Raw genomic sequence first — 14,854 nt, forward strand, 5'->3', positions numbered from 1 at the left:
ACGCTGAGCGAGGGGGTCATTCGGGTGAATCGCACACCGGAAGGGGCGCCCCGATGGACGAATACCCGCTGATCGAGAACCACGGACTGGTCGGCGACCTACAGACCGCGGCACTGGTGACCACCGAGGGGGCGGTCGACTGGTTCTGCTCCCCGAGGTTCGACTCGCCGAGTGTGTTCGGGGCGCTGCTGGACAAGGAGAACGGCGGCCACTGCACGGTCCGGCCGGCCCATCCGACGCACTCGACCAAGCAGTTGTACCTGCCCGACACGGCGATCCTGGTGACCCGGTTCATGACCGAGGCGGGCGCCGGCGAGGTGATCGACTTCATGCCGGTGACCGGTACGACGGTCACCCGCAGGCACCGGCTGGTCCGGCTGGTCCGCTGTGTCCGCGGCACCATGACCTTCGACGTGGAGGTCGCCCCGCGGTTCGACTACGGGCTGATGAAGCACGAGGTGCACGTCACCCCGCACGGCGCGGTCTTCGCCGCGGAGGACGGCACGGAACTCACCGTGCACCCCATCCGGGAGCCGGACGACGAACGCCTCTCGGACGTCCTCACGCGCCGGGACGCCGACCTCCAGGTCTCGCTCACCCTGGAGGCCGGCCAGCAGCGCGGGCTGATCCTGGAGATGGGGGCCGAGGGCCCGCCCCGGGAGATCCGCCGAGCGGAACACGAACGGCTCTTCGAGGAGACGGTGGGGTTCTGGCGCTCCTGGCTCGCCCAGTGCTCGTACACCGGGCGCTGGCGGGAGGTGGTGGAGCGGTCCGCGATCACCCTGAAGCTGATGACCTTCGCCCCCAGCGGCGCCGTGGTGGCCGCCCCGACGGCGGCCCTCCCGGAACAACTGGGCGGCGAACGCAACTGGGACTACCGCTTCACCTGGATCCGGGACGCCTCCTTCTCCGTGTACGCCCTGCTGGGACTGGGCTTCACCGAGGAGGCCAGGGCGTTCATCATCTGGCTGGGCGAGCGGGTCAAGGAACGGGCCGGCAGCGACGGGGGTTCGGGCCCGCTGCACATCATGTACAAGGTCGACGGCTCCTCCGACCTGGACGAGCAGATCCTCGACCACTGGGAGGGCTACGCGGGTTCCGCCCCGGTCCGGATCGGCAACGGCGCCGCCACCCAGCTCCAGCTGGACATCTACGGCGAGGCGCTGGACAGCATCTACTTCGCGCACCAGCACGGCTTCTCCGTCGGGCACGGGGGCTGGACCTCGCTGCGCACGGACCTGGAGTGGCTGGCCGACCACTGGGACCAGGCGGAGGAGGGCATCTGGGAGACCCGCGGCGGCCGGCAGGCCTTCACCTACGGCCGGGTCATGTCGTGGGTGGCGTTCGACCGCGCGCTGCGGCTCGCCGACGCGAACGGATGGCCGTCCGCGGCCGAGCGCTGGAAGGCCGAACGGGACGCCGTCTACGAGCAGGTCATGGAGAAGGGCTGGAGCCACAAGCGGCAGGCCTTCGTCCAGCACTACGGCAGCGAGGTCCTGGACTCCTCGCTGCTGCGGATGGCGACGGTCGGCTTCATCACCCCCGGTGACCCGATGTGGTCGGCGACCCTGGACGCCATGGAGGAGGAGCTGGTCAGCGACAGCCTGGTCTACCGGTACAACCCGGACGCCTCGCCCGACGGCCTGCGCGGCTCGGAGGGCACGTTCTCGCTGTGCACGTTCATGTACGTCGACGCGTTGGCTCGCGCCGGCCGGACCGACCGGGCCCGGCTGGTGTTCGAGAAGATGATGGGGTACGCCAACCATCTGGGCCTGTACTCCGAGGAGATCGACCCGACGGGGCGGCAACTCGGGAACTTCCCGCAGGCGTTCACGCATCTCGCGCTCATCGATTCGGCGATCACCTTGAACGACGCTCTCGACAAGCGGTGAGCGTGCTGCCCCTAACGGGGCGCTGCTGGGCCGCCTCCTTCAGGGCGCCGCAGGTCGGCGTCGGTGAGGCCCTCCAGTTCGCCGTGGGTGTCCAGCCAGTACAGGAAGACGACGGCGGGGACGACGAGGACCAGGGCGACCAGGGTGACGAGGCCCAGCCAGCGCAGCGAGGTGTCGGCGCCCGCGCCGTCGGCGATGGTCAGGGAGGTGGGGACGAGGTAGGGGCGCTGGGCCATGCCCCAGGCGACGACGGCCGAGGCGACCACGCCGACGGCCGTGACCCGGGACCAGGCCGCGGAGGGCCGGGTCAGCAGCCAGGCGGTGGCGGCCGTGGCCAGTACGGCGATGACGACGAAGACGAGGCCGACGCCGTGGGTGAGGCCGTGCCAGACGTGGGGCGCGTCGCCGTGGGTGACGAAGAGGGTGATGACGGCGAGTACGGCGACGGCGGCGAGGGCGGCGAGGGCCCGCCGCCGGAAATAGCGGTCGAGGTCGGGCGCGTCGAAGCGGCGGGCGTCGGCGGCGAGGAAGACGGCGCCGAGGGTGGCGGTGGCCGCGACGGCGAGCAGGCCGAACAGCAGGGAGGTGGGGTTGGCCCAGGCGTCCGTGGACGCCGTCGTCGTGGCGGTGACCCGGCCCGAGGCCACCCCGCCGGCCGCGGCGCCGAGGAAGAACGGCGTCAGCAGGGAGGAGACGGCGAAGACCGCCCCGTACAGGCGCCGCCCGGCCAGCCGCCGGGCGGGCTTGCGCAGGGCGAAGCCGGCGCCGCGCAGCACGATGCCGACGGCGGCCAGCGCCAGGGGCAGCCACATCGTGGTGAACACCTGCTGGAAGAAGACCGGGAAACCCGTCCACATGATCACCAGCACGAAGATCAGCCAGACGTTGTTGACCTCCCAGACCGGCTCCATCGCGTGGTCGATCAGCCATCGGGGGCGCTTGCCGCGCTCGGCGCCGCCCGCGGTCAGGTCCCAGAACCCGGCGCCGTAGTCGGTGCCCCCGCCGCAGGCGTAGGCGGCGATCGCGAGCAGCAGGACGACGGCGATGACCCCGGCGATCACAGTCGGCTCCCGGTGGAGCGCGGGCCGTACGGGGTGTCCGTCTCGGGGGTGTCGGGCTCCGGTGTCTCCCGCGGCGGCCGGGGTCCGTCCGGCCCGCCCCGCTCGTCGGTGAGCCGCCAGCGGGTGCGCATCCTCAGCAGCACCGCGAGGAAGGATCCGAAGACGAACACGTACACGACGACGACCAGCGCGAACATGGTCCACAGGCCGGCGGAGCGGGTCGCGGTCACCGCTTCGGCGACCCGCATGTTCTGGTACACGATCCAGGGCTGGCGGCCCACTTCGGTGGTGATCCAGCCGCACTCGACGGCGGCGACGGAGGCCACGCCCGCGCAGGCCGCGCCCCGGAAGAACCACGGGGAGGCGGGCAGCCGGCGGCGCCACAGCCACAGCACGCCGTACCAGAGGGCGAGCAGGAGCAGCAGGGAGCCGATCCCGACCATGGTGTCGAAGGCGAAGTGGGCGATGGTGGCCTGGGCGGTCGTCGGCCGGTCGGCCGCGGGGACCGAGGTGAGGCCGGTGACCTTGGTGTCCGGGCGGAAGCCGGCCAGGATGGAGTCGAGCTGGGGGATCCGGATGCCGCCGGAGACGGTGCCGTCCGGGTGGATCCGGCCGTACAGGTACTCCGGCTGGTGGGTGGCGGTCTTCCAGACGATCTCCATGGCGGCGAACTTCACCGGCTGCTTCTGGAAGACCTGCCGGGCGATGGAGTCGCCGAGCACGAACTGCACGGGCGTGCAGACGGCGGCGAGCGTGAAGGGGATGGTGAAGCCGAGCCGGTGGTAGCGGTCCCGGCGGCCGCGCAGCCACCCCACGGCGTAGACACCGGCGACGACATAGCCCGCCGTCAGGAACATGGCGAAGACGAAGTGCCAGTACTCCGGGCCGAACATGGGGGTGAAGACCGCCTTCCAGATCTTCACGTCGACCGGGTTGCCGGCGGAGTCGAGGGTGAAGCCGCGCGGGGTGTTCATCCACGAGTTGGCGGCGAGGATGCCGAAGGCGCCGAGCAGCGCCACCAGCGGCAGGGGCAGCCCGAGCAGGAAGTGGGTGCGGGAGGGGAGCCGGCGCCAGCCGTAGAGGTAGATGGCGATGAGGACGGCCTCCAGGAAGAACGCCCATGCCTCGACGCCGAAGCCGATGCCGAAGACATCGCCCCAGCGGCCCATCATGCCCGGCCACAGCAGCCCGAACTCGAAGGACAGCACGGTGCCGGTGACCACGCCGATCGCGAACTGCACCGCCATGACGGCCGACCACCGCCGGGCCAGCAGCAGGGCGGTGGCGTCGCCGCGGCGCAGGCCGTAGCCGTGCATGACGAGCGTGATCAGCGGCAGCGCCACCCCCAGGGGCACCAGGATGATGTGCGAGGCCAAGGTGAAGGCCATCATCGAGCGGGCCGGCAGCGTCTGTGGTGGTACGTCGGTCAGCGACAGAACGGTGTGCACGGGTCAGCCGCCGGTGGCGAAGCCCGGGAAGAGGGTCATCCCGCCGTCGACGTAGAGGGTGGCGCCGACGACGTAGTCCATGAGGTCGGAGGCGAGGCCGACGGCCGCGTAGCCGATGTCCTCGGGGTCGCCGACCCGGTCGTAGGGGATCAGCTTCAGCAGGTCCTGCTCGGCCTGGGGGGTGTCCCAGGCGCTGCGGTTGATGGGGGTCCTGATGGCGCCGGGGGCGATCGCGTTGACGCGGATCTTCTTCGGGGCGAGTTCCTGGGCCAGCGTCTCCATCATCATCTGCACGCCGCCCTTGGAGGAGGCGTAGTTGACGTGCCCGGCCCAGGGGATGATCTGGTGCACCGAGCTCATGCAGATGATCTTCCCGGCCGCGCGGGACACCTCGGGCACGACACCGCGGCGCAGGAACTCCTTGGTCGCCTCCCGGGCGCACAGGAACTGGCCGGTGAGGTTGACGTCCAGGACCTTCTGCCACTGGGCGAGGGTCATGTCGGTGAACGGGGCGTCCCGCTGGAGTCCGGCGTTGGCGACCAGGATGTCGATGGTGCCGAACTCCTCGACCATCCGCTCCGTCATGGCGACGACCTGCTGCTCGTCGGAGACGTCCGCCTCGTAGGCGGCGGCCCGGACGCCGAGGGCGGTGATCTCCTCGACCACCTTCTCGGCCTCCTCGCCGCCGGCCACGTAGTTGACGACCACATCGGCCCCGGCCCGGCCCAGGGCGATGGCCGTCGCCTTGCCGATCCCGGAGTTCGCGCCGGTGACCAGGGCTTTCTGGCCCTTCAGCAGATGCGCCGGGATGACGCCCCGGGATGTCCCCTCGGTGGAACTCACGCTGTCCCGCTCCTCCACTGCCGTGCCCGCCTCCGCCGGGCGCGACGCCCGGAGGTCCGGTCGTCAGACAAACACCGGGGAGGGATGTCGGCACGCCGTGGCGGACCGCGTTGCGCTGCCCGGCGCAGGATCTTCGCCCGGTCGGGGTCAGGGCGGTGACGGCGGCTCAGCCGAGCCGCTCCAGCAGGTGGTCCCCGACCCGCAGGGCGTTCGCGATGGCCGTCAGGGACGGGTTCACCGCGCCGATGCTCGGGAAGAAGCTGGTGTCGACGACGTAGAGGTTGTCCAGGTCGTGCGCCTTGCAGTGCACGTCCAGGGCCGAGGCCGCCGGGTCGGTGCCGAACCGCACCGTGCCGGCCTGGTGCGCGGTGGCGCCGATCGGCATGCCCTTGTGCAGGTAGATGCTGTGGGACAGCAGATGGTGCTCGCGCATGCCCAGATGGCCGAGCAGGTGCTGCAGCTTGTGCCGCAGGCGGTTCAGGCCCTCGATGTTGTTGCCCTCGTCGAGGGTGAGGCGGATCTGCCCGTCGTCCTCCAGGGTCACCCGGTTCTCCGGCCGCGGCAGGTCCTCCCCGCACAGCCAGAAGTCGACGGCGTGATGGGCCAGCACCTCGAACGGCATGTCCGGCAGGACCGCCCCGGCCCAGCGCGGGGCCTCGCCGTGGATCTGCTCGGCGTCCGACTTGCCGAGCATCTGGATGCCGCCCAGCGGGTACTCCCAGTCGTCCGCGCCCAGGTACCAGTCGTGCAGGGCGAGGGTCTTCTGGAACCGGGTGTCGTTGGGTTCCTCGGACACGGCCATCAGCGCCAGGTTGTTGTGACGCATGTAGTGCCGGCCGACCACGTCGGAGCTGTTGGCGAGGCCGTTCGGATGCCGGTCGTTCGCCGAAGCCAGCAGCAGCGCCGCCGAGTTGACGGCCCCGCAGGCGACGACCACGACGTCGGCGGAGAACCGGGCCTCCCGCTCGCCGGGGAGTTCGGCGACGACGGAGGTGACGCTGCGTCCGGTGGGGTCGGTCTCCAGCCGGGTCACCCGGGCGTTGGTGACCAGCTCCACGTTCGGGTGCTCCAAGGCCGGTTCCACGCAGATCACCTGGGCGTCGGACTTGGCGCGCAGCAGGCAGGGGAAGCCGTCCACGCGGTCGCAGCGGACGCAGACGCTGGAGTGGGTGGCCCGGCCGTCCTCGTCCTGGGTGAGGTTGACCCCGATCGGCAGGTGGAAGGGGTGCAGGCCCTGCTTCTCCAGGTCCATGCTCAACCGCTCGATGCGCGGCTCGTGTTCGACCGGAGGGTACGCGTACTGGGCGCTGCACGGCCCTTCCCAGGGGTCCTCGCCGTGCCGGCCGTGCACCAGGTAGAGGTGCTCGGCCTGGGTGTAGTACGGCTCCAGGTCGTCGTAACCGATCGGCCAGGCCGGGGAGACGCCGTCGTGGTGGCGGAGTTCGCCGAAGTCCTCGGGGCGCAGCCGGAACAGGGCCGCGCCGTAGAACTTGGTGTTCCCGCCGACGTAGTAGTTCACCTCGGGCGGGAACTCCTTGCCGTGCCGGTCCAGCCAGAACTCCGGGGCCCGGTACTTGGCCTTGACGAACACGGCGGTGGAGTCCCAGTTGTCGCGTTCGCGGGGCAGGTAGTCGCCGCGTTCGAGGATCAGTACGCGTTTCCCGGACGGGGCGAGGCGGTGGGCCAGCGTGCCGCCGCCGGCACCGGTGCCGATGACGATGACGTCGTACGGGGGCAGGGCGTCCATGGCAACCACCGTCCTTGTTGCGTCCCTCCTTCGAACGTACGCGTCGTACGGGGGCGCGGCACTCGGAGCCGACGCGGCCCGCGCGCCGTCACATGACGGCGATCGGGTTCACCGGGGAGCCGGTCGCCGCCGGCAGGCGCAGCGGGGCGATGACGCACAGGAAGTGCCAGCGTCCCTGCTGCTCGCAGACCGCGGTCAGCTCCTCGAAGTCCAGCCAGTCCAGCAGGTGCAGGCCCAGGGCGTTGACGGCCAGCACATGCACCGGGAACCCGACGCCGGGGACGGCGCTGGGGGCCGCGTCGCTGTTGCCGTCGCAGCCCAGGACCGCCACGCCCCGCTCGGCGGGGAAGTCCATCGCCGTCGGATGCAGGCCCGCCCGGGCCGACGTCACGTCCCAGGGGCCGAGGGTGCGGCGCCGCAGGCGGTGCCCCAGCCGCACGAACAGCAGGTCGCCCGGCCCGACCTCGGTCCCCTGGGCGGCCTCGGCCGCCGCCAGGTCATCGGCGGTCACCTGGTCGCCGGGCTCCAGCCACCGCACCCCGCGCAGCCGCGGGACGTCCAGCAGGACACCGCGGCCGACGATGCCGTCCCGCACCAGGTCGAGCGTGAGCGCCCCGGCACCGTCCGGTGTCACGGTGCTCGCCGGGACACCGCCGTACAGCTCGCCGTCGAAGATCACATGGCACAGCGCGTCGAGGTGGCTGTCGACGTCGCCGTGCACGTTCATGGCGAACCGGTCGCGGGCGAACACCAGCCCGGGCGCGGCGCTCTCGCCGGGCGCGGGCGCCGTCATCCGGTGGGTCGCGGGCTCCGGGCAGTCCGTCGCGGGCCGGGTCTCCACGGTCGCGGCCAGCGACACATGGCGCCCGTACCGGACCCCGGCGGCGGCCGCCACGACCCGTTCCGGCGTCAGCCGGTCCAGCGCCCCACGCGGCGCCCGGCCGCGCAGCCGCCGGTATAGCTCGCGGAAGGCGGTCTCCGTGAGGGGCTGGTCCGAGGCCATGGGGAACCTCCTGCTGCGGTCGGCCCCCCTGTCGGCACATGGTCTCCCGGGGTGCGGGCGGTGTGCGCGCGGAATAGGCTGAACTGCAGGAATGCCAGGATCTGTGGGCGGTTCCGCACCGCCGCCGATCGCCTCGGGCCGGCCAGGAGCCGGCCCGGACGCCATGCCCCATTCTCTCTGCGGAGACCCGCGGCGTGCCCCCTTCTCCCGGCGGGCGCCGGCTTCGAGGTCCGCAGCCTGTGATCCCTGTGGAGGCCGGGATGCGAGTCGTCGTTGATCTTTCCCGATGTGAAGGGTACGCACAGTGCGCGTTCCTGGCCCCGGACGCGTTCCGGATGCACGGCGAGGAAGCGCTGATGTACGACCCGAACCCCGACGACGCCCAGCGCGACCGGGTGCTGCGGGCCGCGGCGGCCTGCCCGGTCCAGGCGATCCTGGTCGACCGGCTGGAAGGGCGGTCCGAGAGGCGGGACGTACCGGTGGAGGCGTCGAGGTCATGACCAGCGCCGACAACCTGCGAGCGTTCAAGCGCGACGGCCGGATCGTGATCGTCGGGGCGTCCCTGGCGGGACTGCGGGCCGCGGAAGCGCTCCGCGACGAGGGCTTCACCGGCTCGCTGACGCTGATCGGCGACGAGCTGGGCGAGCCCTACGACCGTCCCCCCTTGTCCAAGCAGGTGCTGACGGGGTGGGTGCCCGCCGACGGCACCCTGCTGCCGCGGCGCCGTGAGATCGACGCCGAGTGGCTGCTGGGGGTGCCCGCCAGCGGCCTGGACCTGGCCACCAACCAGGTGCGGCTCGCCGACGGACGCGAGATCCCCTTCGACCGGCTGCTGATCTGCACCGGCGTGCGGGCCAGGCCCTGGTTCGTGGAGAGCGAGGCGGCGCTGGACGGCGTGTTCGTCGTGCGCACCCGCGAGCACGCCGAGGGTCTCCAGCGGGCCCTGGCCGCCGGACCCTCCCGGGTGCTGGTCATCGGCGCGGGGTTCACCGGCTCCGAGATCGCGTCCATCTGCCGCGAGCGGGACATCCCGGTGACCGTCGCCGAACTCGCGCCGGCCCCGCTGGTCGGAGCGCTCGGCGCCATGATCGGCGACGTGGCCTCGGACCTGCAGCGCGCCCACGGCGTCGACCTGCGCTGCCGGGTCAAGGTCACCCGGCTGGAGGGCGACGCCCAGGGGCGGCTGCGCCGGGCCCACTTCGACGACGGCAGCACCCTCGACACCGACGTGGCCGTGGTCGCGCTCGGCGGCATCCGCAACACCGAGTGGCTGCGCGGCTCGGGCCTCGCGGCGGGCGTCTGGGGCATCGCCTGCGACACGGGCTGCCGCGCGATGGACCTCAACGGCACCATCACCGACGACATCTTCGTCGCCGGGGACGTGGCACGCTGCCCCAACCCGGTCTACGAGTACCGGCTCATCTCGCTGGAGCACTGGGCCAACGCCGTGGAGCAGGCCGAGGTCGCGGCCCACAACATGGTCCACGGCCAGGCGGACCGCTGGCCGCACCTGTCCGTCCCGCTGTTCTGGTCGATCCAGTTCGGCGTCAACATCAAGTCCGTGGGCGTGCCGACCTTCGCCGACGAGGTGGTCGTCACCCAGGGCTCGGTGCCCGACCACCGCTTCGTCGCCGCGTACGGCTACCGGGGCCGGGTCACCGCGGCGGTGAGCTTCAACAACGCCAAGTGGCTGGACCACTACCGGCGTCTCATCGAGACGGCCGCGCCCTTCCCGCCGCCCTGCCCCGCACCCGACCAGCCCCTCGACATGAAACCGGTCCCCGTCGACTTCCCCGGCCCCACCCTGCTCGCGCAGGGCGCCACGGTGGTCGTCACCGGACACGACCCGAGCGAGCGACGCGTCACGGCCGCGTACCAGCACCACCGGTAGGAGGGAGCGCGAGATGACCACGACCGAGACACCCGACACGCTGCACCGGATCCTCGACTACTCCGCCCGCCCCGACCCGTACCCGCTCTACGCCGAGCTGCGCCGGACCCCGGTGGCCCGGCAGGACGACGGCAGTTACGTCATCAGCACGTACCGCGAACTCGCCGACATCCTGCACAACCCGCATCTCAGCTCCGACGTCCGCAACCTGGCGCACCCGATGCCCGCGGCCCCGGGCGGGGCCACCCCGGCGTTCATCAACATGGACCCGCCCGAGCACGACCGGCTGCGGCGGATGGCGATGCGCCACTTCGGGCCCCCGCACACCCCGGGGCTGGTGGCCGGCCTGGAACCCGACCTGGCGGCCACGGTCGGCGGCCTGATCGACGGCTTCGCGGGCAAGGACCGCGTCGACATCGTCGACGACCTCGCCTACCCGTTCCCCGTCACGGTGATCTGCCACCTGCTCGGCGTGCCCCGCGAGGACGAACCCCGGTTCCGGGTGTGGGTCAACGACATCATCAACTCGATCGACTACGACCCGAGGACCGACCCGAAGGAGAAACTCGACGCCGGCGTACGGGCCCGCCAGGACCTGCGCGAGTACCTCGGCGGGCTGGTGGAACAGCGCCACGGCCACCCGAGCGACGACCTGCTGTCCCGGCTGGCCAACGACGACGGGCCGGACGGTCGGATGACCGACGAGGAGATCATCAGCACCGCCAACCTGCTGCTGATCGCCGGTCACGAGACCACCGTCAACCTGATCACCAACGGCATGCTGACGCTGCTGCGCCACCCGGACGTGCTGCGCCGGCTGCGCGACGAACCGGACCTGGTCGTCCCGCTGGTCGAGGAACTGCTGCGCTACGAACCGCCGGTCCACATCATTCCCTGGCGGGCCGCGTACAGCGACATCACCGTCGGCGACACCGTCATCCCCAAGGGCTCCCAGATCATGCTGATGCTGGCCTCCGGCAGCCGCGACCCGGACCGCTTCCGCGACCCGGACCGCTTCGACCCCGACCGGACCGACAACCAGCACCTCGGCTTCGGCAGCGGCATCCACCTGTGCTTCGGCGGCCCGCTGGCTCGCCGGGAGGCCCAGATCGCGCTGACCGAGCTGGCCCGCCGCCTCGACCACCCCGGCCTGGTCGCCGACCCGCCGCCGTACCGGCGCAGCCCCGTCCTGCGCGGGCCGATCCATCTACAGGTCGACGTCGAGGGGAACGGCGGGTAGTTCCCCGGCGGGAACGGCGGGCAGCACCTCAGCCGGCGAGGATGCTGATGCCGTCGCCGAGGAGCTTGAGGCCGAGCACGAAGAACAGGACGGCGAGGACGGCGACGTTGTGCCGGGCGGCCCACTCCCGCCAGTTGGCGAGGATGCCCTGGGCGCGGTCTCCCATGACCAGGTAGACGGCGAGCGGGGCGAGCACGCCGAGGGACGCGATGACCACGAAGACCGCGAGGGTGCCGATCTGCTGGGGCACGGGGATTCCGGCGGAGCTGATCGACGCGGCCGCGGCGATGGTCAGGGGCGCGTTCTTGAGGTTGCCCGCCGACAGCAGCAGCCCCAGGCCGAGGATCTTGCCCGGGGTGAAGTGGTCGATCGCCGCCATCCACTTGGGGAGCTGCGCCTGGGAGGGGTCCCGGGGGCGGCGCCGCCACTGGACGGCACCGAAGAGCGCGAGGAGTGCGCCGAGGGCGAGTTTGAGGACGCCGACCCAGGTGGCGGGGTGCTTGTGGTCCGAGGCGCCGCCCGAGCCGCCCACGGCCAGCATGATCGCGCCGAGCGCGGCGAGCCCCAGCAGCCAGCCGAGGGCGAACAGCGTGCCGTTGAGGCGCCCGCGCGGGGTGGCGAGAATGAGGATGATCGCCACGATCGGCAGGGGGCTGACCGCGACACCCGCGGCCAGGCCCAGCACGTCACCGACAGCGTGTCCCACGGCGGCCTCCCGTCCTCTCCGTCATCGTGGGGGTCTCCGGGGCCGCCGGCCATCGGCCGTCGCCGAACGGGTGACCGGCCACGGTGTCCCTGACCAGGAGGACGTATGCCGGACCAGAGCGTGGACCACCCGGGTCTTGTCGTCCCGGCCGGGCATGTCGAACCGGTGCCGCGGCGGATCCGCGCGCAGGTCGGCGGCCGGTGGGTGTTCGACACCCGGCGGGCCTGGTACGTGTGGGAGTGGCCCGGCTATCCGCAGTACGCCGTTCCGCTGCGGGACCTCGCCGAGGGCGTCCTGCTCACCGACGACGGCCGCACCGGCCGGCTCGCCCCCGGCCCCGCCCGGCGGCACTCGCTGCGGATCGGCGCCGAGGTCCGTGCCGGAGCGGCCTGGGTCTGGGCCGAGGGGGCCCCGGAGCGGCTCGTCGGCACCGCCCGGTTCCGGTGGGACGCGCTCGACGCGTGGTACGAGGAGGAGGAACAGGTCTTCGTGCACCCCCGGAGCCCGTACACCCGGGTGGACGCGCTGCGCTCGTCCAGCAGCGTGCGGGTCGAGGTGGACGGCGTGGTCCTGGCGGACGCGCCGTCCTCGGTGAAGCTCTTCGAGACCGGCCTGCCCACCCGCTACTACCTGGAGCGGACCTGCGTCGACTGGACCCTGCTGCGCCCCTCGGACACCGTGACGCAGTGCCCGTACAAGGGCCGCACCAGCGGGTACTGGTCGTTCGCGCACGGCACGGCCGTCCACGCCGACCTGGCCTGGGCGTACGACTTCCCGACGGCGGCGTGCTCCGCCGTCGCCGGGATGGTCGCCTTCTACAACGAGCGCGTCGACCTGTCCGTGGACGGTGTCGCGCTGCCGCCGCCCACCGCCCTGACCAGGGAGCGGTGGGACCGGCTCAACGCGTGAACGTCAGGTACTTCCAGGCGCCGTACGTCGTCGTGTTCACGCTGTCGCCCGAGCCGCTGATGTACGAGTTGCGGACCCGGAAGCGGTAGTCGGTGGGCGGGGTGCCGGTGAGCGTGACGGCGGACTTCCCGTTGGAGCCGAGCTTGAAGTACTCCTTGTCCGTGGTCTGCCAGACGCCTTCGGCGTAGATCTGGATCTGCAGCAGCTGCTTGCGGCCCGGGTACGGCGTCATGGTGGCCGTGACGACGGGGTCCTTGGACTGCTTGAAGTAGTAGTACGTGTGGTTCCACGTGTACTTCGTCCTGTAGTAGCCGCTGAGCGCGGTGGAGACCTTCACCCGCGCGCCGGCCGTGCTCGTCGTCGTCCTCGGCGCGTAGCGCGCGTCGCCCGCGAACTTCGCCGTGAGTTTGGTCTTCCGCTTCAGGGTGAGGGTGACCGAGAGGTTGCCGGCGGAGCTGACCGTGCCGGACTTCACCAGGGTGCTGGGCTTGTCGGAGCCGTACGGGTCGGCCCAGATCTCGACCTTGCGGTTCTTGTAGGTGGTGCCGAGGTGCGCGGTGAACGTGACGGACTTGCCGTAGTCGTAGACCTTGCCGTTGTTGTTCAGCGTCAGCGCGGGGGTGGCGCGCGAGACGGTGACGGAGTCCGAGGCGGTCGCCGCGGTGTGCGTGGCGTCACCGGCGTACGTCACCTTGTAGGTCACCTTGCCGCCGGCCGGCGGGGTGTCCGTGAAGGAGTACGCGCCGCCCGTGCCGAGGTATCTGGTGCCGAGGGACTTGCCGGTCGGCGAGTCGAGGTCGGTGCGGGTGACCTGGAGCGGGGTGCCCGCGGGCAGCGCCAGGTTCGCGGTCAGCTTTCCCTTGACGGTGAGGGACTTGGCGCGGGTGGCGGTCGCCGGGGCGTCGGCGGTCAGGGTGGGCGCGTACAGGCGGGGCGCGTCGACTACCTGGAACCGCATGGAGTCGCTGGACCCGGTCAGCACGTACAGCCGCGAGCCGTCGGCCGACCAGCTGGTGGAGTGCCCGCCCCACGGCATCCAGTCGCGCGACAGGTCGCGGACGCTGGCCGGCCGGGCCGGGTCGGTGGCGAAGACGTAGGTGTCGCCGGTGTTGTCGGTGTCGAGGACGGTGGCCGCGACCGTGCCGTCCGGGGCGACGCTGACCGTCTCCGGTTCCGAGGGGACCGGGAAGGTGCGCACCTCGGACAGGTCGGAGAGGCGGTACTCGGTGAGCGCCCGGGTGCCGGGGCCGGCGACGACGACGTTCTGGCCGTCCGGGGTGAGGGCCGCGTCGTGGAAGAAGCCGTTCTTCTCGGCGGAGACACGGATCACCGGGGTGCCGGAGGAGATGTCGTAGACGACGACCGGGCCGGAGCTGATGTGCGCGTCGAGCGCGAGCAGCGTGCCCGGGTTGTCGGGGTCGGCGTACAGCTCGGGCGGGCTGGAGAAGTCGTGGCCGGCCGCGAGGTCGAGGGTCACCGTGGGCGTTTCGGCACTCAGGTCGACCTCGCCGAGCCCGGAGTCCCACTGGTCGCCGTAGCCGAACCAGAGCCTGCCGTCGGCGTAGGCGAGCCGGGAGGGGTCCGTCTTGTCGCCCGTCGGGTACTCGGCGCTCTGCGTGAGCTGCGCGGTGTCGACGGCGACGATCTTGTCCGCGCCGCCGACCGCGGCCCACAGCGTGCCGGAGTCCGGGCTCAGCTCCAGGTCGCCGACCTGGGGCAGGCCGGTGAGCTGGGTGACGACCTTGCCGGTGAGGTCGGTGACGACGATCTGGCTGTGGTAGCTGTCGCTGATGAAGACCCGCTGGTGGAGGCCGTCCACCACGGTGTCGTCCACGCCCCAGACCGGTACGGACGTGCTGGAGTCGGCGGACGCCGGTGCGGCGAGCACCACCGAGCCGAACAGGGCCGCCAGCGCGGTGGCGGCGGGAAGGGTGCGCAGGCGCACGGTGTCGAACCCCCGGAACGAAGATGAGCGCAAGTGGGTGCCACTCGTCCCGTCGGGTGCGGGTGGACGTGCACCGTGCACCGTGGGTCGTAGGTGGCGAGTGAGCGAAGAGTAAGTGATGCTGCGGCAAACGACGGCAGGGGGGTGCCCGCTGCCGCGGCCCGCTCGG

The 14,854-nt window shown here is 71.8% G+C and carries 12 protein-coding genes; 5 read left to right on the forward strand and 7 right to left on the reverse strand.

The annotated features are described in order from the left end of the window. Positions 1 to 53: 53 nt before the first annotated feature. Positions 54 to 1,892 carry a glycoside hydrolase family 15 protein gene (locus tag ACIPSJ_RS18605; protein WP_401346939.1) on the forward strand — a complete coding sequence of 613 codons (1,839 nt, stop codon included), beginning with the start codon at positions 54 to 56 and terminating at the stop codon, positions 1,890 to 1,892. Positions 1,893 to 1,903: 11 nt separating this feature from the next. Here ACIPSJ_RS18605 and ACIPSJ_RS18610 read toward each other — a convergent pair whose 3' ends face one another. The 5 genes from ACIPSJ_RS18610 to ACIPSJ_RS18630 all read right to left on the reverse strand — a co-directional run bounded on the left by ACIPSJ_RS18610 (position 1,904) and on the right by ACIPSJ_RS18630 (position 7,994). Continuing rightward, on the reverse strand, positions 1,904 to 2,953 hold the full coding sequence (locus tag ACIPSJ_RS18610) for a cytochrome d ubiquinol oxidase subunit II (RefSeq protein ID WP_401346942.1): 1,050 nt from the start codon (positions 2,951 to 2,953) through the stop codon (positions 1,904 to 1,906). Then, positions 2,950 to 4,344 carry a cytochrome ubiquinol oxidase subunit I gene (locus ACIPSJ_RS18615; RefSeq protein ID WP_359206888.1) on the reverse strand — a complete coding sequence of 465 codons (1,395 nt, stop codon included), beginning with the start codon at positions 4,342 to 4,344 and terminating at the stop codon, positions 2,950 to 2,952. The genes ACIPSJ_RS18610 and ACIPSJ_RS18615 overlap by 4 nt, the downstream gene beginning before the upstream one ends. A gap of 60 nt (positions 4,345 to 4,404) precedes the next feature. After that, positions 4,405 to 5,199 (reverse strand): SDR family oxidoreductase, encoded by a 795-nt coding sequence (locus ACIPSJ_RS18620; RefSeq protein WP_401347438.1) that lies wholly within the window; start codon positions 5,197 to 5,199, stop codon positions 4,405 to 4,407. A gap of 211 nt (positions 5,200 to 5,410) precedes the next feature. Continuing rightward, on the reverse strand, positions 5,411 to 6,991 hold the full coding sequence (locus ACIPSJ_RS18625) for a GMC oxidoreductase (protein WP_401346943.1): 1,581 nt from the start codon (positions 6,989 to 6,991) through the stop codon (positions 5,411 to 5,413). Between the two features lie 88 nt (positions 6,992 to 7,079). Continuing rightward, positions 7,080 to 7,994, reverse strand: coding sequence for a cyclase family protein (locus ACIPSJ_RS18630; RefSeq protein WP_359206491.1), 915 nt, complete (start codon positions 7,992 to 7,994; stop codon positions 7,080 to 7,082). A 260-nt stretch (positions 7,995 to 8,254) separates the two neighbouring features. Between ACIPSJ_RS18630 and ACIPSJ_RS18635 the strand changes: the two genes are divergently transcribed. From ACIPSJ_RS18635 to ACIPSJ_RS18645, 3 genes are read left to right on the forward strand one after another with little or no spacing between them, the layout of a single operon-like run. Then, positions 8,255 to 8,494, forward strand: a complete 240-nt coding sequence (locus ACIPSJ_RS18635) for a ferredoxin (protein WP_401346945.1) — start codon at positions 8,255 to 8,257, stop codon at positions 8,492 to 8,494. Next, a complete protein-coding gene (locus tag ACIPSJ_RS18640) occupies positions 8,491 to 9,885 on the forward strand; it encodes an FAD/NAD(P)-binding oxidoreductase (protein ID WP_359206487.1) in 1,395 nt (464 codons plus the stop codon). Before ACIPSJ_RS18635 ends, ACIPSJ_RS18640 begins: the two co-directional genes overlap by 4 nt. Before the next feature lie 13 nt (positions 9,886 to 9,898). Then, a complete protein-coding gene (locus tag ACIPSJ_RS18645) occupies positions 9,899 to 11,125 on the forward strand; it encodes a cytochrome P450 (RefSeq protein WP_401346948.1) in 1,227 nt (408 codons plus the stop codon). 28 nt (positions 11,126 to 11,153) lie between these two features. Here ACIPSJ_RS18645 and ACIPSJ_RS18650 read toward each other — a convergent pair whose 3' ends face one another. After that, complete coding sequence (locus ACIPSJ_RS18650; RefSeq protein WP_401346951.1) at positions 11,154 to 11,831, reverse strand: GAP family protein; 678 nt, start codon at positions 11,829 to 11,831, stop codon at positions 11,154 to 11,156. A gap of 105 nt (positions 11,832 to 11,936) precedes the next feature. Here ACIPSJ_RS18650 and ACIPSJ_RS18655 point away from each other — a divergent pair, with 105 nt between their 5' ends. Further along, positions 11,937 to 12,740, forward strand: a complete 804-nt coding sequence (locus ACIPSJ_RS18655) for a DUF427 domain-containing protein (protein ID WP_401346952.1) — start codon at positions 11,937 to 11,939, stop codon at positions 12,738 to 12,740. On the opposite strand, the gene ACIPSJ_RS18660 is transcribed toward ACIPSJ_RS18655, so the two are convergent. Beyond that, entirely contained in the window at positions 12,730 to 14,685 is a 1,956-nt protein-coding gene (locus tag ACIPSJ_RS18660) for a YncE family protein (protein WP_401346954.1), read from the reverse strand. The genes ACIPSJ_RS18655 and ACIPSJ_RS18660 overlap by 11 nt on opposite strands. Positions 14,686 to 14,854: the final 169 nt, after the last annotated feature.

The sequence above is a fragment of the Streptomyces sp. NPDC090088 genome (assembly GCF_044747345.1).
Taxonomy (GTDB): domain Bacteria; phylum Actinomycetota; class Actinomycetes; order Streptomycetales; family Streptomycetaceae; genus Streptomyces.

Excerpts from the sequence above, each read along its gene's own strand:
- ACIPSJ_RS18605 (WP_401346939.1), top strand. The coding sequence starts at position 54 with ATGGACGAATACCCGCTGATCGAGAACCACGGACTGGTCGGCGACCTA.
- ACIPSJ_RS18615 (WP_359206888.1), bottom strand. The coding sequence starts at position 4,344 with ATGATGGCCTTCACCTTGGCCTCGCACATCATCCTGGTGCCCCTGGGG.
- ACIPSJ_RS18625 (WP_401346943.1), bottom strand. The coding sequence starts at position 6,991 with ATGGACGCCCTGCCCCCGTACGACGTCATCGTCATCGGCACCGGTGCC.
- ACIPSJ_RS18630 (WP_359206491.1), bottom strand. The coding sequence starts at position 7,994 with ATGGCCTCGGACCAGCCCCTCACGGAGACCGCCTTCCGCGAGCTATAC.
- ACIPSJ_RS18635 (WP_401346945.1), top strand. The coding sequence starts at position 8,255 with ATGCGAGTCGTCGTTGATCTTTCCCGATGTGAAGGGTACGCACAGTGC.
- ACIPSJ_RS18640 (WP_359206487.1), top strand. The coding sequence starts at position 8,491 with ATGACCAGCGCCGACAACCTGCGAGCGTTCAAGCGCGACGGCCGGATC.
- ACIPSJ_RS18645 (WP_401346948.1), top strand. The coding sequence starts at position 9,899 with ATGACCACGACCGAGACACCCGACACGCTGCACCGGATCCTCGACTAC.
- ACIPSJ_RS18655 (WP_401346952.1), top strand. The coding sequence starts at position 11,937 with ATGCCGGACCAGAGCGTGGACCACCCGGGTCTTGTCGTCCCGGCCGGG.